The organism is Tahibacter aquaticus (assembly GCF_004363655.1).
In the GTDB taxonomy this organism is placed as follows: Bacteria; Pseudomonadota; Gammaproteobacteria; order Xanthomonadales; family Rhodanobacteraceae; genus Tahibacter; species Tahibacter aquaticus.
Map to the genome: position 1 here is coordinate 142,310 of NZ_SNZH01000008.1, position 22,390 is coordinate 164,699.

Sequence of the window (22,390 nt, forward strand, 5' to 3'; positions counted from 1 at the left end):
CGTAGGCGGACTATGCTGGAAGCTCGTTGCGGATCGGGGAACCCAGCCATGCAGGACAATGCCATTCCACGCAAGACAGCGTCAGGCCAGCGCGAGCTGGTCGAGCGCAAGCAGAAATTGCATGCGCGTTCGCGCTCGCTGCTGATCGCCGTGCACGGCCAGCATTCCGTGGCCGAGCTCAAGCGCCAGTTCGCCGCGCTGGGCGATGTGGGCGGCATCCTCGCCGAACTGAGCAACCTCGGCCTGATCGCCGTCGACGGGCGCGCTGCCGCGAATGCACCCGGCGCAGCGTCGCCTGCGCCGGCCGATGCCGAAATGCCGCCGTTGCAGATGGCACGCGCCTTCATCAACGAAACCGCTGTCGCCGCGCTGGGCCTGCGCGCCTTCCTGTTCACGCTCAAGCTCGAACGCTGCTATACCAAGGCCGAGCTGACCGAACTGCTGCCGGAATACCAGCGCGTGCTGGGCAAGGCCAAGAACGAGGAATTTGCCCATGCGATGCGCCAGCGCGTGGAGCTGATCCTCGCCCAGGCCTGAGCGACGTCGCACCCTCGCCATTGTGCGTCGGGCGCAGGCTCTGCGTAACTGCGCCGGCTAGGCAATACGCTGGCCGCGCGCCAGCAGCCACAGCTTGATGAACTTCTGCCGCACGTAGTTGGATTCGACCCAGGCATAGACCAGGCCGCGCCAGCCGTCGAGAAAACCGCCGCGCAGGACGAATCCGCGGAAAAAACGCCAAGCTGGATTAATTATCATATTCAACAAAGTTGCGCGCCGGCCACGGGCATGGTCGTGCTCGGCCATCAGGCGCGCGTAGCGTTCCAGCCGGGTCAGCTGGTCGGCCAGCGAGCGATAGGCGCGGTGCTCCAGGTCGCCGGCGAGCAGGGCGACGTCGCCGTCGACGCTGACATGTTCGTGGATCTCGCGGTCGCCGCGCCAGCCGCCATGGCGGCGGTCGAACAGGCGCAGCACGCGGTCGGGATAGGCATTGCCATGGCGCAGGAACGCGCCGAAATACTCGGTGGCGCGGGCAAAGCGATAGCCGCGTGCGGCGAAGCCCTGGCCGCGTGCCGTCTCGATCGCCGCACGCAGGGCCGGGGTGATGCGCTCGTCCGCATCCAGGCAGATGACCCAGTCGTTGCCGGCCATCTGCACGGCAAAATCCTTCTGCCGCCGATAACCGTCGAAGGTGCGGGTCAGCACGCGCGCGCCCAGCGCGCTGGCGCGTTCGGCGGTGCCGTCGCCGGACCCGGAGTCGACCACGACGATTTCATCGCAGAAATCCAGTGACGCCAGGCAGGCGTCGATGCGGTCGGCTTCGTTGTAGGTGATGATGCAGGCGCTAAGGCCGGGACGCGAAGAAGAGGTCATGGGCGAAGGTTAGCAGGCCGTCCGCGGGCCTGGTGCGCGGACGGCGTAACACCACGCTGAGGCATACAGCGTCTAGAATATCGGCCGTTTCCCCAGCCAGCGCGCCCATGCCGAAAACGCTGCGTTCCCTTTTTTCCGTAACGCCGGCCTGGCTGGCACTGTGGCTGTGTGTCGCGCTGTTCGCGATCTTCCAGCACGGGCCGATTCCGCTGTATTCCACCCGCACGCTGGCCGTGGCCTGGGAAATGTGGAGCCAGAACGAGTTCCTGGTGCCGCACATCAACGGCCATCCCTACAGCCACAAGGTGCCGTTGCTGTTCTGGCTGATCCATGCCGGCTGGGCCGTGTTCGGCGTCAACGACATCTGGCCGCGCCTGCTCCAGGTAGGCCTGGGCGCCGGCTGGCTGCTGGCAGCGGCAGCGCTGGCGCGGCGCGTATTCCCGCTGCGCCCCCTGCCGGCGCAGTACACGCCGTGGTTCCTCATTGCGCTGGCCTATTCGTTCCTGTTCGGCCTGCAGATCATGTACGAAGTGCTGCTGGCGCTGACCGTCGCCTGGGCGCTGTGCATGCTCGTGGGCAAACCGCGCTGGGGCTGGTTCGCCCTGGCCGTCGGTGCCGGGCTGATGACCAAGGGTCCGGTGATGCTGCTGCATGTTGCGTTTCCGTTGCTGCTGGGCCCCTGGTGGAGCGAGCACGCGCGGGCCGACCGGCGCGGCTGGTATCTGCGGGGCGCGCTTGCCCTGGCCGGCGGCCTGGCCCTGCTGCTGGCCTGGGCCGTGCCGGCGGGCCTTGCCGGCGGCGAGGCCTATCGCAACGAATTGTTCTTCCTGCAGACCGCCGGCCGGGTCGTCGACAGCTTCGATCACGCACGGCCGTTGCTGTGGTACCTGCCCATGCTGCTGGTACTGCTGTTTCCCTGGGTAGGCTGGCCGCGCCTGTGGCGCGCGGCCCTGACCCTGCGCCGACCGCTGGGCGACAGCGAACGTTTCCTGATCGCCTGGCTGCTGCCGACCTTCGGCGTGTTCTGCCTGGTCTCGGGCAAGCAGGTCTATTACCTGCTGCCGCTGTTGCCCGGCGCGGCGATGGCGCTGGCCTGCGTACTCGCGCGGCAGCAGGTGCGCGAGCAGGGGCGTGGCCGCCGCTGGGGCGCGTGGCCGCTGGCGCTGGTTGCGCTGGGCTTTGCCGTAGTGCTGGCATTGCTGCCGTTATGGGCGGCGGGCGGGCGCATGCATTCGCACTGGCTGCACGATGCCTCTGCGCTGAGTCCGTTCTTTGCGATCGGTTTCGTCGGCCTCGCCCTGGTACTGCTGCTACCCGGCGAAGGCGAGGCCGAACTGCATCGCATTGCCGGCGCCGGCCTGCTCGGTGTCGCACTGGCGCACGCGCTGTTCGCTTATACAATGTTCCACAACTTCAACCTCGATCCTGCTGCCGACCTGCTCGCACGCGCGCACCAGGAACAGCGGCCTATCGCCAACGTCGGCTCGTACGAAGGCCAGTACCACTATCGCGCGCGCCTGCACGGCAGCATCGACGAAATCCGCATCGACGATATCGGCGCCTGGGCTGCGGCGCATCCCCGCGGCGTGATCGTGCGCTATCCCGCCAAGCTCGACCCGCGTGCGCGCCGCTTCGCCTTGCTGATCCAGCCGTTCCGCTCGCGCTGGCTGGAAGTCTGGGACGCTGCCACCGTGGCCGCGATCGAGGCCGGCCAGACCCCGGCCGAGCCGGCCCAGCGCACCGCGCTGTATCCGCCGGACTACTGGCGCTACGGCAAGCCGCCCGAGCGCAGCGACGATTGAAAAAGAGAGCTTGGGTTGGGGCAAGCCGCAGGCGCACCCCAACATCGAGGTATGCCCCCATCAAATAGCCCGTGCCGAAGGACTGTCCGGATCGCGGATGCGCACCGCAATGCGCACAGCGCTGCGATGTTTTGACCGCTTCGCCATCGAGTTTGCGGAAGGCACCCGCATTGCGAGCACCCGCGGCGAAGCGACATCTGGTTCGCTTCGCCGCGGGCGCTTTGTGTGCGATGGACCTCGATGCCGGGGTGCGCCTGCGGCTCGCCCCGGCCTACGTTATTGTTTTTGCAATTTTCACAATTGCTGCAAGAATGCAACCAGGTCTTTCTTCTCGTCGCCGGACAGCTTCGTTTCCAGCACCAGGTTGAAGAACTCGACCGTATCGTCCAGCGTGAGCAGGCGGTCGTCGTGCAGGTAGGGCGGCGAATCCTTGATGCCGCGCAGCGGGAAGGTCTTGATTGGACCGTCGGCGCTGGCCAGCCGGCCGTTGATGTTCTTCTCCTTGAAGAAGCGCTCGACCTGCAGGTTGTGCATGGAGTTGTCGGTGTAGTACGGCGGCGTGTGACAGGTGGAACATTTGCCTTTGCCGAAAAATATCTCCTGGCCGCGCAGTTCCGCCTCGCTCGCCTTGCGCGCATCGAGCTTGCCGTCGATGGCCAGCTTCGGTGCGGGCGGGAAATCCAGCAGGGCTTCGAACTCAGCCATGAAATGTACCTGGCTGCCGCGTTCGAGAATATTCACGCCCTTCTTGGTCGCCAGTACTGGATCGCCGTCGAAATAGGCGGCGCGCTGCTCGAACTCAGTGAAGTCCTCGATAGTCTTGAGCGCGCGCTGCGAGCCGAACAGGCGCTGGATATTGTTACCCCGCAGGCTGGGTGTATCGATGCGGTGGCGGTGTTCCTGCGGCCGTATGTCGCCGACCAGGTGGGTCGCGGCATTGGTATGGCCGTTGGCATGGCAGTCGAAGCAGGCCACGCCCAGGCTGGGGCGTTCCGAGCGGCGGTCGGCGGTCAGGTTGAACTGCTGCTGTGGAAACGGCACTACCAGCAGGCGCAGGCCTTCCAGCTGCTTGGGATTGAGCGTGCCGTTGAACAGCTCGTAGTAGTTGTCCGAGGTGACCAGCTTGCCCTTGGACACGTCGCCCAGGTCGGGCCGCGTGGTCAGGTAGATCGGCGCGGGAAATTCCGGCAGGAAATGGTCCGGCAGATCGAAATCCAGATCGAAGCGGGTGAGGTCGCGCCGGGCCTGGCGGTTGACCTCGTCGATCATGAATTGCGGAAACAGCATGCCGCCTTCGCCGTGGTTGGGGTGCGGTAGCGGATAGAAGCCGGCGGGCCAGAGATCCTTGTTGCGGATTTCTTCCGGGCTCATGCCGGCCAGGCTGTCCCAGTTGCTGCCGTTCTTGAGTTTTACCCGTACGCCTTCCTGTACCGCTTTGCCGCGCGACATGGTCACGCCGCCGGCGGCGCGGTTGGCCAGGTCGTAGCGTTCTTTCAGCAAATTGGCATGGCGTTGTTCGATGCCGGCTTTCTGCGATTTCATGCGTGCCATGACGCTGCCGAAATCCTCTTCGACAACGGGCGAATAGCTGCTGGGCCTGGCGGCGGGCTTGGCGGGATCGGCGGCGTTCGCCGCCGTGCAGCAGCCCAGCAGCAGAAACAAGGTCAGGCTGGCTATCCCTGGGAATTGCTTGGACCTGTTCATCGTGGTGTCTCCCGAGTGTCTACGATGCGGAAGTCCCCTGAGCCGCGTCACCGCGGCCGGCCGAGCATGGCGCTGTGCGCGCTTGTATACCAATCGCCATTGTCGATGGCTGCGATTGAGCCGGCCTATGAAGCAGGGCGCACTCATCCATATGCCTTTGCGCATGCCGCCGCACTGAACGTTGCGGTTCCGCAGGTTCGCGTCGCTGCACATTCGCAAGGCCGATGTACAGACAGGCTGTCAATCGCGTGCTGGCCGCAGGGGCGGCCACGCCGCGCGTGTCAGCATGCTGTTGGATATGTGGCTACTGCTATAGCTGTAGGAGTTGCAGAAAAGTACTTGGGGGTTTTTGTGAGTGTGTGCGTCGTTGTGCTGGACCTCGGTGACAAGGTTGCGTTCGGCGACGGCTCGTCGCAGGGATTGAATACGTCAAGGAATCTGATGATGGAAAACCGAAACGTGCCGCGCACGGTCCTGTGCTCGCTGCGCGCGCTGCTCGCCCGCCTTGCCTTGCTGGGCATGTTGTTTCTGCTGGCGGGAACGGCCCAGGCCCAGTCGGTCTGTGCCGAGGTCAAGATCGAGATCCGCCAGACGGTCACGCTGGAGCGCCAGGCGTTCGACGCCACCTTGAAGATCCGCAACGGGCTTTCCCTGCCGGTCGAGGCGATCAAGGTCGAGCTGCGCTTTACCGATGCGAACGGCGTGTCGATTCCGGCCACGAACAATCCTGGCGACACCGCCGCGCGCTTCTTTTTCCGCGAAGACGGCATGGTCGATATCGTCGGCACCCTGGACGGCACGGCGACGGTCGCCGCGCAGAAGACCGGCGAGGCGCACTGGCTGATCATTCCCTCGGCAAATGCCGGCGGCGTGACGCCGGACGGCGTCGCCTATCGCGTCGGCGCGAAAATCACCTATCGGCTGGGTGAGGAAACCAAGACCGTCGATGTGACGCCGGATACCATCACGGTCCGGCCGCAGCCGAAGATCCGGCTCGACTATTTCCTGCCCGGCCCGGTGTATGGCGACGATCCGTTCACGCCGGCGGTAGAGCCGATGCTGCCGTTCACCCTGGGCGTGCGCGTATGGAACTACGGCTACGGCCGCGTGGCCAAGCTGGGCATCGAATCGGGCCAGCCGAAGATCGTCGAGAACCGCCAGGGCCTGCTGGTCGATTTCCGCATACTCGATGGTTTCGTCGACGCGGCACCGGCCCAGCCCAGCCTGGCGCTGGATTTCGCTGCGATCGAGGCGGCGGCAGCGCGCATGGGGCGCTGGAACATGACGGCCAGCCTGTCCGGCCGTTTCGATGAATTCAAGGCGACCATCCGCCATGCCGACGAACTGGGTGGCGAGCTGACTGCGCTGATCCGCAGCGACGACATTGCCACCCACAAGCTTATCCGCGACGTGCGCGTCGATCTGCCCGGGCGCGACGGCGTGCGCGACTACCTCGCCTACCAGAATTTCGGCGATGTGCCCAAGCTGTTCGAATCCGACGGCGGCCTTGCCCCGGCGAATCTCGGCGCGACGCCGGTTGTCGTGGCGGTGGCCAGCCTCAGCGGCGGCGGCAACACGCGCGAGCTTTCCATCGACGCGGCGCCGGACAACTTTGTCTACAGCAGGATTGCCGATCCGTTCGACGGCGCTATGACCACTGTGCGCGCAGTGCGCGAAGACGGCCGCCGCCTGGCCGCCGAAAACGCCTGGTTCTCCAGGGAGCGCAATGCCGGCGGCGACCAGTGGCTGTACTACCTGAACCTGTTCGACCACCACGGCGCCGCTGTCGGCAGCCAGGGGCGCGTGCGCTATACCCTGACTACCGACGCCATCGCCGAGGCACCGGGTTCGCTGAGCGGCCAGGTCTTCGAAGATCTCGACGCTGACGGCCTGCGCGATGCCGGCGAACCGGCCATGAGCGAAGTCGAGGTGACCCTGGGCGAAGCCGCCGGTCCGACGGCAGCGCTCGCGCGTACGCGGCGAACCGATTCGCTGGGCCGCTTCGTGTTCGATGCGCTGCCGCCGGGCGACTACAGCCTGACGGTGGCGGCGCTGGCGGGCTATTCCGATGGCCAGCATCGCGCCGGCAGTGCCGGCGGCGAAGTCGACGGTGCCACGATCCGCAGCATCCATCTCGCTGCGGCGCAGGAAGCGGTCGGCTATTCGTTTGCCAAGTCGCTGACGCCCGACGACAAGATCGTGACCGACCAGTCGGTCGAAGTGGTAATCGCGGAAACCGAGCATGTCGTCGGCCGGCCGTTCGACGTCATCGTCTATGCCTACGATCCGAAAGCCACGCGGGCACGGGTGGAACTGCTGCTGCCCACGGGCGCCGAACTGAGCGAACCGGTGGTGGCGCAGGACGGCAGCACCTTCGACGGCTACGGCACCTGGCTGACGACGCCTCCGGCCAACGGCCGCTCCGTGCTGCGCTTCAAGCTGATGCTGCGCGGCAGCGGTGCCACCACGCTGACAGCGACGATCACGCCGGTATCGTCCAACGTGGTCGACCTGCAATTGCACAACAACCGTGTCGACTATCCCCTGTCTGCGACCGCCGCGGCGCCGTTCGAACTGGAGCTGGCAGCGTTGCCTGCGGCGCCGCGCGTACTGGTATTGCTGGCCTGCGCGGGCGGCACCTCCAGCCAGTCCGCGCTACCGGCCAAGAACCTGTGCGGTACCGAACGCCTGCAGGGTTTTGCCGCGCTGCTGGCCGAGGCGGGCGTCGAACACAAGATTGCCCAGAGCGATGGCGAATTCCGCACGGAATTGCGCAGTGGCCACTGGAATACCTACTGGATCGCCAGCGGTGCGGCGGCGGCCATGTCGGCGGCGACCAACCTCGAACTGGCACAGGCGCTGCTGCGCGAGGAATGGCTGATCGCCGACCAGCCGCGCGGCAACCCGGCGTCCGCCGCCGGTGCTGTGCAACAACTGGAACAGTATATTCCGGTGACTTTCATCGGCGGCCTGCCGCTGGCCCCGGGCGGCAGCGTCACTGTGGCCGAGTCGAGCTATCTGCCGGCCGGCACGCTGCAGGTTTATGGCGAACGGCATGGCTACGCGATCGAGGCGCCGCTGGGCGGTCCACTGGGCACCTTCGACAACGGCGCCACCGCCATCACGCAGGTCAACCGCACGCTGCTGTTCGGCTTCGACCTGTATGCCGCACTGCAGGGCAATCCGGCGTACCGCCAGGCTCTGTGGCCCAAGCTTTTCGCCGCGACGCGTCCGCCGCTGCCGACGGCATTCCCGGCCGACGTCCTTGCCGACGTGCAGATCCGGCTCAAGGCGCTGACAGCGGCAGTGCCGCTGACGCTGCGCGCGGAAACCCAGCAGGATGCACACCTGCAATCGCCGCAGCCATTGCCGGGCGAGCAAGGCGACGGCTTCGCCAGCTGGAGCCTGACCGTGCCGGCTGGCGCCGAGCGCACCTTCCGCCTGGGGCTGCGCCCGGGGCTGGTGGACGCGGGCTCGGCTCTGCAGGCCACGGCGCGCAACAGCAGCGAGCCGGCGGCTGTGCCCAAGTCCGCTACGCTGGCCGTGCCGGTAGTCAGCCTCGACACACTGGCCCAGCGCGTGCGCCAGGGCCTGGCCCTGGGCGGCCAGCCGCAAAGTCTGCTCGCCGATTTCGACCGGGCCATGCAGCACCGCGTCACGGGTTTGCTGGACAGTGCGATCGCCAAACTGCTGGCGGTGTCCGATGCGGTCGATACCGACTGGCGCGACAACGGCAACTTCGCCACGCCGCTGGCCAAGGACTTCGGTCTGCTGATACAGGCGCTGCAGCGCGAAAGCTATCGCCTGATGCTGGAGTGCGAGGGCGTGCCCACATCGGACGCGCCTGCCGGCAAGGCGCGCAAGACGAGCTGTCCACCACCGGGCGGCGCGTCCGCCGCCCGCGGCGGTGGCTGACATGGCAGCGCTGCGAATCACGCTGCGCCTGGCGGCGGCGCTGGGGCTCGCTGCCTGCGCCGGTGGCGCTGCCGGCGACGGCACGTTGCCGCCTTGCACCGCGCGTGCGCCAGCGGCAGCGGCAGTTGCGCACGCGCCAGCGCCGCCGCCAGCGAACGACGCGGCAGCCTGCCTGGTTTCGATGGCGGCACTGCGCCGCGAGCCCGGCGCGCCGCATCTGCTCGATGCGCGCCGCGGCGGCGGCCTGCGCGCGCCCATTGCGGGCGCGACGCCGGTCGACACTGCCGCGGCCGATGCGCTGGCCGTGTTCGACAAAGCGGCCAAGCTGCTGCTGGTCGGCGCGGCCGACGAAGTGCGAGCGCTGACCGAGGTCTGTGCACGCTGGCGTGCGCAAGGCCATGCCGGTGTACGCGTACTGGCGGGCGGCGTCGAGGCTTTGCCGCCGGCTGCGGCAGCCGCAGCGCCGCCGGCGCCGCCGGTGTTTGTCAGCGCCGGCATGCTGCAGCGCCAGGCCGCGCTGGCACCCGCCAGCCTGGTTTTCGACGCTGGCACCGATGCGCCGCTGCAGCGCATTGGCCGCGCCGCCAACGTGGCGCGGCCGGGCGAAGCGCCACGCCATGCCGCCAGGCGCATCGCGCGCGAACTCGCACGCAGCGGCGTGGTGGCCGGTCTCGATCCGCTCATCGTCGTCGTCGCCGACCACCGCGCCGCGCCGGCCTGGCGCGAGGCCTGGCAGGCGACGGCATACGCGAATCCACGCTTCTACCTCGGCTCGGATGCCGAATTCAGAGTCGCCCTGGCGCGCGACGAACGCATGGCGACGGACCGGGGCAAGCCGCTGCCCGGTCCTTGCGATCGATAAAGCCTTGACTAGTGGGGAAAGGGAAATGGATATTTTGCTATGGAAGCCGCTATTGGTACCTTTGCGCGCCATCGGCGCGGCACTGGTGCTGCTCGCCGTCTGCGCCACGGCACCGGTCGCGGCCGCGACCGCGGTGTCCGGCGCAATCGTCGAGAACACCACCTGGACTGCTGCTGCTTCGCCGTACCGGTTGAGCGGCGAGGTCACCGTAGAGAACGGCGCCAGCCTGCGCGTCGAGCCGGGCGTAACGCTGCTGATGGAAGCCGGCGCCGGCCTGCGCGTCGTACAGGGCGCGCTGTCGGCACAGGGCACGGCCGCGCAGCCCATCGTCATGACCTCGGTGCGCGATGTTGCGGGCTCGACGGCAGCGCAGCCGGGCGACTGGGGCCGCCTGACCTTCCATGACGGCACAAACGACGCGAATACCGTGCTGTCGCACCTGCGCATCCGCTACGGCAGCGGCGTGGCGATCGAAGCCGCATCGCCGCGTATCGACGATACCGATATCAGCAACCATGCCGCTGCGGCCATCGCGATCGACCTGGCCTCCTCGCCGGTCGGCAGCGGCCTCAGTGCGAGCGGCAACCGCATCGACGGCATCCTGGTGCCGGCCGGCGTCGTTGTCGGCGATGTGGCCTGGCGCCTGAAGGGCATCGCCTACGTCGTCGCCGACGATGCACTGGTCGAGGTCGGCCTGCCGCCGTTCGGCCTGACGCCTGCCATCTTGCAACTGGTTGCCGGCGATACCGGCAGCCTGAAGATCAACCTGGCCGAACCGGCACCGGCCGGCGGCGCCAGCGTTGCCCTGGACAGCAGTGCGGCGCAGATCGCCAGCGTCGTATCGCCGGTGATTGTCGCGGAAGGTGCGTACCAGGCCGATGTCAGTGTCAGCGCGCACGCGGCCGGCTCGGCGCAGATCAGCGCTAGTCTGGCTGGTCATGCCACCGTGCAGGCGACGGTCAGTGTCAGTGCGACGCCGTCCCTGTGGCTGAGCAATCCCGGCGGTTCGCTCGGCGTAGGCCGCAGCCGCAACATTGTCATTGCCCGCAACGGCGGCAGCGGTGCGCTGGTAGTGAGCCTGAGTACCTCGGACAGCAGCGTGCTGCAGGTACCCGCCAGCGTCACCATCGCCGCAGGACAGAGCAGCGCGAGTGTCGAGATCGGCGCCACGTCCGTCGGCTATGCGCTGCTGCGCGCCGAAGCGCCCGGCTACGAAACCGCGCAGACGCAGATCAACACGCATCAACCCTCGATACTGGCGCCCTCGCTCGCCTTCGTGGCCGTGTCCGACAGCCAGACCTTGCAGGTTCGCCTGAGCGATGCAGCACCGGCCGGCGGCCTCGCGGTTGCCATCGGCAACGCCGACAGTGCCGCGCTGCAGGTGCCGGCCACGGCCAGCGTGCCGGTCGGCGCCGACGCGTTCGACATCGAACTGCGCAGCCTGCGCACCGTCGCCGGCGAGGTAACGCTGAATTTCTCCGCGCCTGGCTACGCGCCGGCGACAACCAGCGTGGTGATCTACCGGCTGACACCGACCCTGGGCGACCAGCCGTATTACGTTTTGCCGCAAAATAGCTATGTGGATCTTCCGCTGCAGCTGTCGTCGCCGGCACCCAGCGGCGGCCTGACGGTGGCGCTGAGCAGCCTGGTGCCGGGCGTAGTCGATATCGTGCCGGCCGAAGTGACCATCGCTGCGGGCCAGACACGCGCGGCGACGCCGGTGCGCATCAAGGCATTGCAGCAGGGCCAGACCAGCATTCGCCTGCAGGGCGTCGGGCTGGCGCAGGCGAGGAACCTGTACTACCTCGCCGTACGCGCACCGGCGCAGCTGGTGTTTCCGCAGCAGCAGGAAACGCTGGCGCTGGGCAAAGGGCTGCGCCAGTCGGTGCTGCTGGCGACCTACGGCAGCGGCAGCTACGAGCACCTGCCGTATCCGGTCAGCGTTGCGCTGGAGAGCAGCGACCCCGCCAGGGTTGCTGTGCCGGCCAGCGTGACGATTCCGGCCGATCGCGGTTATGTCGACATCACGCTGGATGGCCTGGCTGTGACGACGGCTGCGGTGTCGATCCGTGCCCGTGCGGCGAACGCGGGCGACGGTGTGGCCGATGCGGCGCCGCTGCAGGTCGAAGTGGCCGCGGCCGCGCTGTCGTTCACCACCGACACGCAGGAGCTGGGCAGCCGTTCCTGGCTGAGCCTGAACTGGAATCGCGCCGGTTCGCTGGCCGGCAGCGGGCGGTCGTTGCAGCTGGAGATCGTCGAGGCGAATCCCGCCGGCATCGTCGATGGCTTCTACACCGACTGGAACGGCGCCACGGCAGTCAGCAGCACCGATGCCAACGGCATCTATCTCGGTGCGCCGCAAATGCCCGGCAGCTTCAAGGTGCGTGCCACGCTGGCCGGCGTCGGCAGCTGGACCTCCGACGCCATCGTCGTCGAGCAGCCGGCGCTGGTGTTCGATCCCAAGACGCTGCAGCTGGGCCTGGGTCTCACCCGCCAGGACGTGAACCTGCGCACCGAAGTGGCCGGCTACGCACTGGACCTGGCCCTGCCCGGCGATTTCGCGCTGAGCAGCAGTGATCCGGACAAAGTGGAAATTGTATCGCTGCGCGACGCCGGCACGGGCCGCAAGCAATTCCATGTCCATGCCAAGGCCTTGAGCGGTGCCCAGCCGGTGATGCTCAGCGCCAGCGCCAGCGGCCGCACGACGGCGCAGCTGGCGGTGACGGTGGCGCCGGCTGCCTTCGCGATCGAGGGACTGGACGGCCTGCGCGTGCTGAGCGCCGGCCGCGACGATTTCCTGCTGCGCTGGGCCGGCAGCGAAGGCCAGACCGCCGCGGTGGAAACCACGATCGATCTGTCGGTCAGCGATGCGACGGCAGGCGTACTGCCATCGGCGCCGATTACCGATGCCGCCGGCACGGCCCTGACCAGTCTGAGCCTCGGCGCCGGCAGCTACGCCAGCGGCTATGCCTATGTGGCGCCGCCGCTGGCACAGGGCAGCTACCGCGTGCGTGCTGCGATAGCCGGCGCTACGGCGGCCGTGTCCGCGCCGCAGCGCGTCGCAACGTTTTCACAACTCTACTTCTCCTGGTCTGCCCAGCAGCGCGACTACCTGCCACTGGGCCGCGGCCTCGTCGGCACGGCCTCGCTGTCGCTGAGCGACGCGCCGGCACAGGACTTGACGATACGCCTGGTCAGCCGCGCGCCGGACTGGGTGTCGGTGCCGCCGAGCGTGAGAGTGCCGGCAGGACAAAGCTATGCCGAATTCGAGGTCAGCGGCATCGAAGTCAGCAGCGATCCCGTGATGATCGATGCCTATGTCGAAGGCATCGCCGAACCGGTCGCCAGTTTCGATGCGCAGGTATTCCCCACCAGGCTCGAGCTTTTCGCCTCCGCTGTGCGCGCCATCGGCGGTCCGCCGGACCTGGTCGATGCGACATTTGCCTTCGCCTATCCGTGCGCGACCATTCCGCAGCTGAGCAGTCAGGACAAGGCGGCGAGCGTCGAGCTGCCCGAGTGCCGGGGCGAATTCACGCGACCGATTGCGCCGGCCAGCATGCCGGTGGAAATCCTCGGCGCCGGCCAGCCGCCCATTGTCGCCGGATTCACCGATACGAACGGCACGGCGGTCAGCAGCCTGGAATTCGCCGGCATCAACCGCTACAGCGAACCGCTGTTTGCCGCCTCGCCGACCCGGGCCGGCAGCTATCGGGTGCGCGCGCTATGGCAGGGCGAATGGATCGAAAGCGACAGCGTCGTCGTCGACACGCCCCAACTCGCCGCAGGCGAAAGCGTGGTGCTGACCAGCCCAGGCCTGCTCAGCCGTTCCCTGCAATTGGCAGCCGTGATCAATGGCAACCCGGTAAGCCTCAGCGGTCCGGTCGAACTCAGCCTGGCCTGCACCGATGCCGCGATCTGCAGCGTGCCCTCCAGCCTCGTCATGGAGGCCGGTCACAGCGGCATCGAAGTGCCGGTAACCGGCATCGGCCTGGGCAGCACCACGCTGACCGTCACGGCGCCCGGCCTGTCCATGGCGCCGGTCCGGATCGAGGTGATCAGGTCCAGGCTCGATGTGCGCGCGTATTCCTCGACGCTTGCGGCTGGCACTAGCGTGCCTTTCGATGTCGACATCTACACGCCCGGCGGGTCATCGACCGAAGCGGCCGTGCCTATCGCCGTCGACATCGCCAGCGCCGATCCGGCCGTGGCCAGCACGACACCCCGCATCACCATCGCTGCCGGCGGCAGCCGCGGCGAAGGCGAGGTGCGCGGCCTGAGCCCGGGTGTCACGGCATTGCTCGCCACCGCGCCGGCTGCGCAAGGGGCCGCCTCATCCAACATCACGGTCGAGGGGAACTGATCATGATGAACTGCATCGATTTGCTGCGCCGCCGCCTCGCTGCCGGCACTGCGCGCACCCTGCTGCTGGCAGGCCTATGCCTGGCCGGCCCGGCCAGCCAGGCCGCCAGCCTGCTGGTCGACGACGGCGTCGTGGTCAAGTTCGGCGCGCGCGCCGGCATGGTCGTGCGCAGCGAGTTGTCGACGGGCGACCAGGTCGTATTTACCAGCCTGAAGGACGACAGCGTGGCCGGCAGCAGCGACGCCGCTGCCGCTTTGCCGTCCCGCGGCGACTGGCGCGGCGTGCAGGTATCGCCGGCGGTTGTGCCGGAACGGCTGGGTATCGATGGCCTCGACCTGCGCTACGCCGGTGCGGCAGAAAATGCCGCGTTGGATATTTCTGGAAATTACCTGCTGCGCGGCCTGCGCGTGCGCGACAGCGTACGCGGCATCCGCGTCGGTGCCGGCACGCCGCAGATCAGCGATTCGCTGCTGCTGGACAATGGCAGCGCGCTGGAGTCCACCGGCGCGACGCCGTCGATTGCTGCCTCGGAGCTGGTCGGCAATACCTTCGGCGTGCTCAACCAAACGCCTGCCAGCGTCGTACTGGCGCGCGGCAACTGGTGGGGACATGCCAGCGGCCCTACCGATGCGCAGAACAATCCGGGCGGCAGCGGCGATGCGGTCAGCGCCGGCGTCGACTACGCCGCCTTCCTCGGTGGCGCACCGCTGCGCGACTGCGCCGTCGCGGTGGCCGACGGCAATACCGTGCGCGTCGAACCCACGGTTCCGCTCACGCTGAGCTGCCGCAACGCGGTCGAATACCGTTTGGCCGAAAGCACGGATTTCAGCGGCGTCGACTTCGCGCCGATGGTGGCGACGGTGGAATTCCTGCTCAGTCCTGCCGCGGGCACGAAACAGATCCACGCGGAATTCCGCTCCGCGGCCGGCATCAGCCGCGTCGTCAGCCTGGCCCAGGCGCTGCAGTATTCGCCTGGCCTGCCGGTGGTCGAGATCCTTGCACCGGCAGCGAATGCCACGCTCGGCGCCGACGCGGAATTCAGTGTTTCGGCCAGCGATGCCAGCGGCATCGTCGCGGTGGAACTGCATGTCGGCGACCGCCTGCTCGCCAACGACAGCCAGCCGCCGTATGCAGCGAATATCGTCGTGGCCGAATTCGCCAGCGGCGACTATGTGCTCAAGGCGGTCGCGCGCAGCCAGCGCGGCCAGGTCAGCGAAGCGACGCGCAGCATCCGCATCCAGAACGGCACGCCCGACAGCGAGCCGCCGCTGATCGGCGACGCCCGCTTCGGCGCCGACAGCCTGGCCATTTCGGGTACGACAGCGCTGAGCGCACCGGGCCAGCTGCGTTTTGCGGTCAGCGACGCGTCCGGCGTGAGCAGCGCGCGTGCCGCGCTCGACGGCGTGCCACTGGCCGGGGCGAGTTTCGACGGCGAGCACTACACCGCCTTCGTTGCCTTCGACGGCGTTGCCAACGGCGCGCATACCTTCGTGCTGGAAGCGACTGACGCGTCGGGCAATCGCGCCACGCAGGCCCATGCGGTCACGCTGGCCATGCCGGCGCCGCTGCCACCGCAGATTCTCGCGCCGCTGGACGGCACCGTCGGCCAGGCCCTGGTCGCGGTATCGGGCAGTGCCCAGCCGGGCAGCAAAGTACAGATGTATCTCAATGGCAGTGCGGCCGGTCCGCTGCTGCCGGTCGGTGCCAACGGCCTGTTCGGCGCCAGCGTCAGCCTGCCCGGCGAAGGCGGTCACCAGATCCATGCCACCGCCGCCAACGACCGCGGCACCAGCGCGGCCAGTACCCTGGTGCTGATCAACTATGCCGTGCCGGCACCGACCGTGCTGATCACGGCACCGTCCGAAGCGGCCCGCCTGTCCGACGATGTGGACATTGTCGCCGCGGCGATCGATCCGGTCGGCCTGGCCTCGGTCGCGTTCACCGTCGACGGGGCGCTGCGGCATACCGCAACCCAGCCGCCGTATAGCTGGCGCTGGCCGCTGGCTGGTGTTGCCGACGGCGAGCACCGCATCGAAGTGGCAGCCACCAGCACGGTCGGAAAAACCACGACGGCCAGCCGCCGGGTCACGGTGGCCAGGGCCGCAGAACCGCCGGCACCGCCGCAGACGGCGTATACCGGCGTCGTGCTCGATGCCTTGCCGGCAGCGAGCTACGGCGAGCAGGACATCGTGATCAGCGGCCGCTCGGTAGCACGCAGCGACGGCGCGGCGCTGCCCAACAGCCTGCTGCGCCTGGTGCTGTCGGTCGGCGGCTTCCAGCGCAAGATCAATGTCGTGACCGATGCGCAGGGCGACTTCCGTTTCGTGTTCAAGCCTCAGCCCAGCGACGCCGGCATGTTCGGCGTATCGGCCAATCATCCGGACGAGGCGGTCAAGCCGACGCAGAAGAACTACACGATCAGCCGGGTCAGGCTCAGCCCCGGCGACTACAACCTGCATGCGGCGCGCACGGTAAGTACGCCGGTGCGGCTGCAGGCATCGACCGGTGCGGGCGAAGGCATCCGCGGTTTCCGTCTGGCCATCGAAGCGGCCGAACAGCCTGGCGGCGCCCTGCCGCCCGGCCTCAGCGTAACCCTGCCGCCAGCGCAGGATATTGCGTCCAACGGCAGTATCGACCTCGATGTGCGCGTACTCGCGGCGCTGCAGAGCGGCGATACCGGCGTCATTGTGCTGAGTGCCTACGCGGCCGACAGCGGTAATGCAAAACGCGGCAAAGTGAACATCAACTACCGCCTGAGCGATCCGCAGCCGTCGCTGTGGCCATCGCCCGCCGCACTGTCGAGCGGGGTCAAGCGCGGCCAGCAGGTGACCGAGACGGTAACGCTGAAAAACCGCGGCGCGCTGACCGCGCAAGCCGTCACCGCGCAACTGGTCGAGGCCAGTCCCGGTGCCGGCGTGCCGGGCTGGATCAGCCTCAGCTCGGGCGGCCAGCTCGGCGACATCGACATCGGCGCCAGCGCACCGATACAGATCGTCGCGACACCGGGCAGCGGCGTCACCGACGGCGTTTACCGGGTGAATATCGCGGTCGGCTCGGCGAATGCGCAGAACGGCGCGATTCCCCTCAGCATCGCCGTCACCGATGCGAATGTCGGTAGCGTCACCTTCAAGGTCGAGGACATCTATACCGATCCCACGGGCAAGTACGGCCCGCCCGTGCTCGGCCTGGAAGGCGCCAGCGTGCGCGTGCAGAACGAAGCGGTGCTGAGCGAGGTGTCCAGCGGCCGCACCGGCCCCGGCGGCCTGCTGCGGCTGGACAACCTGCCGCTGGGCAACTACGTCTACCGCGTCAGCGCGCCCAATCATGCCGATGCCAGCGGCCGCATCCTGGTCAAGCCCGTCGGCCAGAACGGCACCAGCCCCATTCTGGAAGAGGTATTCCTCGACTACGAACTGGTCAGCTTCGAATGGTCGGTGACGGAAACCACGATCCAGGACCGCTACGACGTGCGGCTGGAGGCGACCTACCGCACCAATGTGCCGGCGCCGGTCGTGCTCATCGAACCCAGCGCGATCAACATTCCCGACCTGCAGGCCGGCGAGGAATTCAGCGGCGAGCTGACCATCACCAACTACGGCCTGGTGCGTGCCGACAACGTGCGGTTCGTCGCGCCGCAGAGCAGCCCCAAGCTAGCCTTCGAATTCTCCGGCGAAGTGCCGACTTCGCTGGATGCGAACAAGCGCGTACGCCTGGCCTACAAGGTGACCGCATTGCAGACCTTCCCCGGCGACAGCGTGCAACTGGGCAGCAATCAGTCGCCGTTCGCGGCGAAAACGCTGATCGGCCAGCCCAAGCTGGAAATCTGCAATCCGTTCAACGCCATCATGGCGGTGTATTTCAACTACGAATGCACCAACGGCACGAATCGCGACGGCAACAGCCGGGCCAGTTTCAACAAGCTGTGGGGCCAGTGCTGGGGCGAAAGCGATCCCACCGGCGGCGGCGGCCCCGGCCCGGCCGGCGGCCCCTGGGGACATGCCGGCTATCCGCCGGGCACGTCGATCAATCCGCCCGACCTGGTCTGTGCGGTGATCTGCACGGTCTTCTGCTGCAACCCCGAGGGCGCGCAGTCCGGCGGCGGCCCGGGCGTAAAAGGCGGCGGTGGTGTCGTCGGTGGCGGAGCCTTGCCACCGGGCCTGCCCACGCCAGGTTCCTGATGGGGCTTCTCCCGTGCTGCATATCCCTTATTACCGAGTAATACGCATGAAAATCTCGATCAAGCCATGGATAGGCCTGGCCGCGTGGCTCGCCTTCGCGAGCATGCCGCCGGCGCTGTTCGCCGCGGGCCAGGTGCGCCTGCCCAACGGCGACTACCACGAGGAAGTGCAGGATCTGACGGTCAAGGTGCTTGGCGGCCATATCGCCGTCAGCCGCACCTGGCAGGCGGAGAACGTCAACCGCAGCGAATACCGCTGGTATATCAATCCCAGCTGGGCCGACCTGCGCTTCGAGTTCGACCCTGTCGACAGCAGCGTCAAGACCATCGATCGCGCCGGTTCCAAATTCGAGCGCGGCGGCAACGGCATCTACATCTATGACCGTCATTTCTTCATTGCGCGGCGGACGGCGGCGCAGCACGGTGCAGACGGCTGGCGCTGGTACGACCGCGCCGGCAACTGGATCGACTACGCCGACAACGGCAAGATCCTGGCCTACGGCAACCGCAACGACGTCAGCGTGCGCTTCGAAAGGAACGAGCCGGATGGCCCGATCCGCCGCGTGCTCGATCATCGCGGCCAGCTGGCCCTGACGCTGGACTACAGCGGCAACCGGGTCGATTCCATCACCGACCGCAGCGGCAATCGCGTGCAGTACATCTACCAGGGCAATGATCTGGTCGAAGTCGTCGACGTGCGCGGCTACCGCTGGAAATACGCCTACAGCGGTGGTCGCCTGGTCGAGAAGACCGATCCGGAACTGCGCAAGACCACGATCAGCTACGGCGGCGGGCGCGTCGTCCGCATCACCGATCCGATGACGTTTTCGCGCACCTGGGCCTACGACTACAACCGCACCCGGCGCGAATACACCATCACCCTGAAAGGCCCGGAAGATTCACGCATCGTCAAGCGCGTATTCGACAGCGGCGGCCAGTTGCGCAGCGAAATCCAGGGCACGCGCGAAACCTATTCGCGCCTGCGCGACGGCGCCAGTGTTGAAGTGGAAACCGACGAGCGCGGCGGCACCACGCGTACCACGCTGGACGCCAACGGCAATGTGACCAGGACCGTGCATCCCGACGGCAGCTTTTCCACGGCCAGCTACGATCCGGTCTACAACCAGCCGCTGGAACAGATCGACGAAAACGGCGTGCGCACGCTGCGCGAATACGACGCCAAGGGCAATCTGAAGAAGCTGACCGAAGCGGCAGGCCTGCCCGAGCAGCGTGTGCGCAGCTATACCTATGACGAGTTCGGCCAGCTCAAAAGCGAGACCACCGAAGGCGCAACTGATCTCGACGACGTGACTTTCGCGCGCGAGTACGACGACTATGGCAACGCCAAGACCCTGGTCGACGGGGAAAACAACATCACCCGCCTGCAGTACGACGTGCGTGGGCTGACGGTGCAGCGCACCGACCCGCGCAACAAGGTGTGGAAGACCCGCTTCGACCCTGGCGGGCTGCTGCTGGAATCGGAAAACCCGCTGGGCGAAAAGACCCTCTACGAATACGACAAAACCGGCAATCAGGTGAAGACGACCGATCCGCGCGGCAAGGTGACGACGGCCACCTACTATGCCGACGATCGGGTGCATACCGTCGCCGGCCCCAGCGGCCTGGCACAGACCTGGACCTATACCCGCGGCGGCGCGGAAAAGAGCTTCACCGACGAAGGCGGCGTCGGCTTCACCGCCGAGCACGACGGCGACGGCAGGATTGTGCGCATTGTGGATAATGCAGGTGCCGAGAAGGTCATCGACTACGGCGCCGACGGCAATATCACCGCGATCCGTTTGCCTGGCTATTGCGAAATCTACAAGTACGACCAGCGCGGACGCCGCACCGTGACCACGCGCACCACGCCGTGCAGCGGCGACAACCGCTCCGTGGAAACCCGCAGCACTGCCTATGACGGCAGAGGGCGCGTGATTTCCAGTACCGATGCCCTGGGCCATACCACGCTGATCGCCTACGACGGCCTGGGTCGTCCTGTCCAGGTGACCGATCCCGCTGGCGCGGTGACACGCATGAGCTATGACGCGAGCGACAATCGCATAGGCCAGACCGATCCCAACGATCGCCGCTCTGTTTTCCGATTCGACAAGGCGGGGCGTCTGCGCGAGGAAGCGACGTCGCTGGGTGCCACCCTCCGCTACGCCTACGATGCAACCGGCAATCTGGCCGAACGCGCTAGCCCGCGCGGCGACCGGCGCAAATACCGCTACGACGATGCGGGCCGCATGGTGCTGGAAGAACTCTACGAAGCCAGTGCCAACACGCCACAGCAGCGCGTCAGCTACGAATACACCGCGCGGGGCGATCTTGCCGGCTATGTGCAGACGGGCGACACCGTATCGAGCGCCGTCTACAGCTACGACGACAATGGCCGGCGCAACGCGGAAACCGTCACGTTCGGCAGCGGCGCCAGTGCCTTCCAGAAAACCATCGCCGTCGACTACTGGCCCAACGGCCTGAAGAAATCGGTCAGCTATCCGGGCCAGACCACGGTCGCCTATACCTACAACGGCCTGAACCAGATCGAGACGGCGAGCCTGCCCGGTGGCGGCACGATGCGCTGGTCCAACTACCAGTGGAAGCGCGCGACGCAGATCGAGGCGCCTGGCGTAGTGACCACGCGCGCGTTCGACGGCGAGAACCAGCCGCTGGCGCACACGGTGCAGGCAATCGGCGCAGGCAGTGTCGCTGCGCCGGCCGGTGTGACGATCCTGCAGCAGAGCTACCGCTACGACTCAGTCGGCAATCTGCTGGAGCGCGGCAGCGAGGACGGCGTCTTTGCCTATACCTACGACAAAGCCGATCGCCTGCTCAGTGCCGATCCGCCGCCGGCCCTGCAGCGCAGTGGTGCCAACCCGGGCGGCCTGCCACTGGAAAGCTATTCCTACGACGGCGCCGGCAACCGTCTCAGCAGCGCTGCCCAGCCCGGTGACTGGAGCTACAACGCCGACAACCAGCTGCTCGCCTACGGCCTTGGTGCCGAACGCCAGTCCTTTGCTTACGACGCCGACGGGCAGACCACGAAAATCGAGGCAGCAGTGCCTCTTGCCCTGCGCTACGACGCAGCAGGCCGTCTGCGCGAAGCAACGCGCGGCGGCCAGATGGTTGGCCGATACCAGTACGACCCGTTCGGCCGGCGCATCCGCAAGGAAACCGCCCAGGGAGCAACCTGGTTCCAGTACAGCGACGAAGGCGTGGCCGCCGAATACGCTGCCAACGGTGCGCTGCAGCGTATCTACGGCTATCTGCCCGGCGAACGCTGGGGCCGCACGCCGCTGTGGCAGGCGCGCGCCGATGGCACCGGCTGGCAGGTCTATACCTATCACGTCGATCTGGCCGGCTTGCCGGTGCGCATGACCGACCGCAGCGGTGCGGTGGTCTGGTCCTTGCGCAGCGACGCCTTCGGCGCCAGCGAAATCATCGAAGCCCAGGCGGGCGTGGACAATCCGCTGCGCTACCCGGGCCAGTACCGCGATACGGAAACCGGCATCAACTACAACTGGCATCGCAGCTACCAGCCGGCCACCGGGCGCTATCTGGAATGGGATCCGATGCGCCAGTACGGCGATCCGAATCCGTATTCGTATGCGAATGCCAATCCGTTCCGCTTTATCGATCCGGAAGGGCTGCTGTCCAAGGCCCATTGCGATTGCGACAAGGACACCAAACAGGGCGCGCTCTGGCTGGGCGGCAGTGGTGCGTTCACCGGCATGGTCGGCCCGGTTGGCGCCGTGCTCGGACTGGGCGTGGTGCAGAACCAGTTCACCGGCGAGGTCTGCATCACGTTCAAGTATTGCCTGCGCTTCGGCATCGGCGCCGGCGTCTCCGCCGGTGTCGGCGCAGACGCCGAATGGGGCAACTGGTGCGGCAAGGACATGGATGGCGGCACGTCCTGCGAACTGAGTATCAGCGGCGTGGCAGTCGGCGGGCTGCGCGGCAGGGTGAAGATGCGGCATCTGCCGGATGCTGCCATCGGCGGCGTTTGCGGCGACCCGTCCGGCAGTGCGGATCTCGGCGGCCTGGACCCCAAATATTTTCCGAAAGGACTGGGCGCCGCCGCCGCCGCCGGCGCGGAAGCGTCGATAGCGCTGACGCTGTGCAAGACCCAGGTAATCAAGTGCTTCAACTCGCCCTGCGCCTGCAATAGATAGACACAGCAAGGTGTGCTGCCGATGGCC

The 22,390-nt window shown here is 67.2% G+C and carries 9 protein-coding genes; 7 read left to right on the forward strand and 2 right to left on the reverse strand.

The window, feature by feature from the left end; all coding sequences use genetic code 11:
• Nucleotides 1-48: 48 nt before the first annotated feature.
• Nucleotides 49-537 carry a hypothetical protein gene (locus DFR29_RS14545; protein WP_133819345.1) on the forward strand — a complete coding sequence of 163 codons (489 nt, stop codon included), beginning with the start codon at nucleotides 49-51 and terminating at the stop codon, nucleotides 535-537.
• A gap of 57 nt (nucleotides 538-594) precedes the next feature.
• On the opposite strand, the gene DFR29_RS14550 is transcribed toward DFR29_RS14545, so the two are convergent.
• Nucleotides 595-1,371 carry a glycosyltransferase family 2 protein gene (locus DFR29_RS14550; RefSeq protein ID WP_133819346.1) on the reverse strand — a complete coding sequence of 259 codons (777 nt, stop codon included), beginning with the start codon at nucleotides 1,369-1,371 and terminating at the stop codon, nucleotides 595-597.
• A gap of 107 nt (nucleotides 1,372-1,478) precedes the next feature.
• Here DFR29_RS14550 and DFR29_RS14555 point away from each other — a divergent pair, with 107 nt between their 5' ends.
• The gene (locus tag DFR29_RS14555) at nucleotides 1,479-3,173 is read left to right on the forward strand and encodes an ArnT family glycosyltransferase (protein ID WP_133819347.1); all 1,695 of its coding nucleotides are present in this window, start codon (nucleotides 1,479-1,481) and stop codon (nucleotides 3,171-3,173) included.
• Nucleotides 3,174-3,467: 294 nt separating this feature from the next.
• Here the strand turns inward: DFR29_RS14555 and DFR29_RS14560 are convergent, their stop codons facing one another.
• Nucleotides 3,468-4,877 (reverse strand): hypothetical protein, encoded by a 1,410-nt coding sequence (locus DFR29_RS14560; RefSeq protein WP_208113599.1) that lies wholly within the window; start codon nucleotides 4,875-4,877, stop codon nucleotides 3,468-3,470.
• 444 nt (nucleotides 4,878-5,321) lie between these two features.
• Here DFR29_RS14560 and DFR29_RS14565 point away from each other — a divergent pair, with 444 nt between their 5' ends.
• Genes DFR29_RS14565 through DFR29_RS14585 form a run of 5 tightly spaced genes read left to right on the forward strand, consistent with a single transcriptional unit; the run spans nucleotide 5,322 to nucleotide 22,363 of the window.
• A complete protein-coding gene (locus DFR29_RS14565) occupies nucleotides 5,322-8,792 on the forward strand; it encodes an SdrD B-like domain-containing protein (RefSeq protein WP_133819348.1) in 3,471 nt (1,156 codons plus the stop codon).
• A 1-nt stretch (nucleotide 8,793) separates the two neighbouring features.
• Nucleotides 8,794-9,654 (forward strand): hypothetical protein, encoded by an 861-nt coding sequence (locus tag DFR29_RS14570; protein WP_133819349.1) that lies wholly within the window; start codon nucleotides 8,794-8,796, stop codon nucleotides 9,652-9,654.
• A 25-nt stretch (nucleotides 9,655-9,679) separates the two neighbouring features.
• Complete coding sequence (locus DFR29_RS14575) at nucleotides 9,680-14,014, forward strand: hypothetical protein (RefSeq protein WP_133819350.1); 4,335 nt, start codon at nucleotides 9,680-9,682, stop codon at nucleotides 14,012-14,014.
• 2 nt (nucleotides 14,015-14,016) lie between these two features.
• On the forward strand, nucleotides 14,017-18,192 hold the full coding sequence (locus tag DFR29_RS14580) for an Ig-like domain-containing protein (protein ID WP_133819351.1): 4,176 nt from the start codon (nucleotides 14,017-14,019) through the stop codon (nucleotides 18,190-18,192).
• Nucleotides 18,193-18,238: 46 nt separating this feature from the next.
• Nucleotides 18,239-22,363, forward strand: a complete 4,125-nt coding sequence (locus tag DFR29_RS14585) for an RHS repeat-associated core domain-containing protein (RefSeq protein ID WP_133819352.1) — start codon at nucleotides 18,239-18,241, stop codon at nucleotides 22,361-22,363.
• Nucleotides 22,364-22,390 lie beyond the last annotated feature (27 nt).

Coding starts and splice junctions, on each gene's coding strand:
- DFR29_RS14580 (WP_133819351.1), top strand. CDS start 14,017: ATGATGAACTGCATCGATTTGCTGCGCCGCCGCCTCGCTGCCGGCACT.
- DFR29_RS14560 (WP_208113599.1), bottom strand. CDS start 4,877: ATGAACAGGTCCAAGCAATTCCCAGGGATAGCCAGCCTGACCTTGTTT.
- DFR29_RS14545 (WP_133819345.1), top strand. CDS start 49: ATGCAGGACAATGCCATTCCACGCAAGACAGCGTCAGGCCAGCGCGAG.
- DFR29_RS14550 (WP_133819346.1), bottom strand. CDS start 1,371: ATGACCTCTTCTTCGCGTCCCGGCCTTAGCGCCTGCATCATCACCTAC.
- DFR29_RS14565 (WP_133819348.1), top strand. CDS start 5,322: ATGGAAAACCGAAACGTGCCGCGCACGGTCCTGTGCTCGCTGCGCGCG.
- DFR29_RS14555 (WP_133819347.1), top strand. CDS start 1,479: ATGCCGAAAACGCTGCGTTCCCTTTTTTCCGTAACGCCGGCCTGGCTG.
- DFR29_RS14585 (WP_133819352.1), top strand. CDS start 18,239: ATGAAAATCTCGATCAAGCCATGGATAGGCCTGGCCGCGTGGCTCGCC.
- DFR29_RS14575 (WP_133819350.1), top strand. CDS start 9,680: ATGGATATTTTGCTATGGAAGCCGCTATTGGTACCTTTGCGCGCCATC.
- DFR29_RS14570 (WP_133819349.1), top strand. CDS start 8,794: ATGGCAGCGCTGCGAATCACGCTGCGCCTGGCGGCGGCGCTGGGGCTC.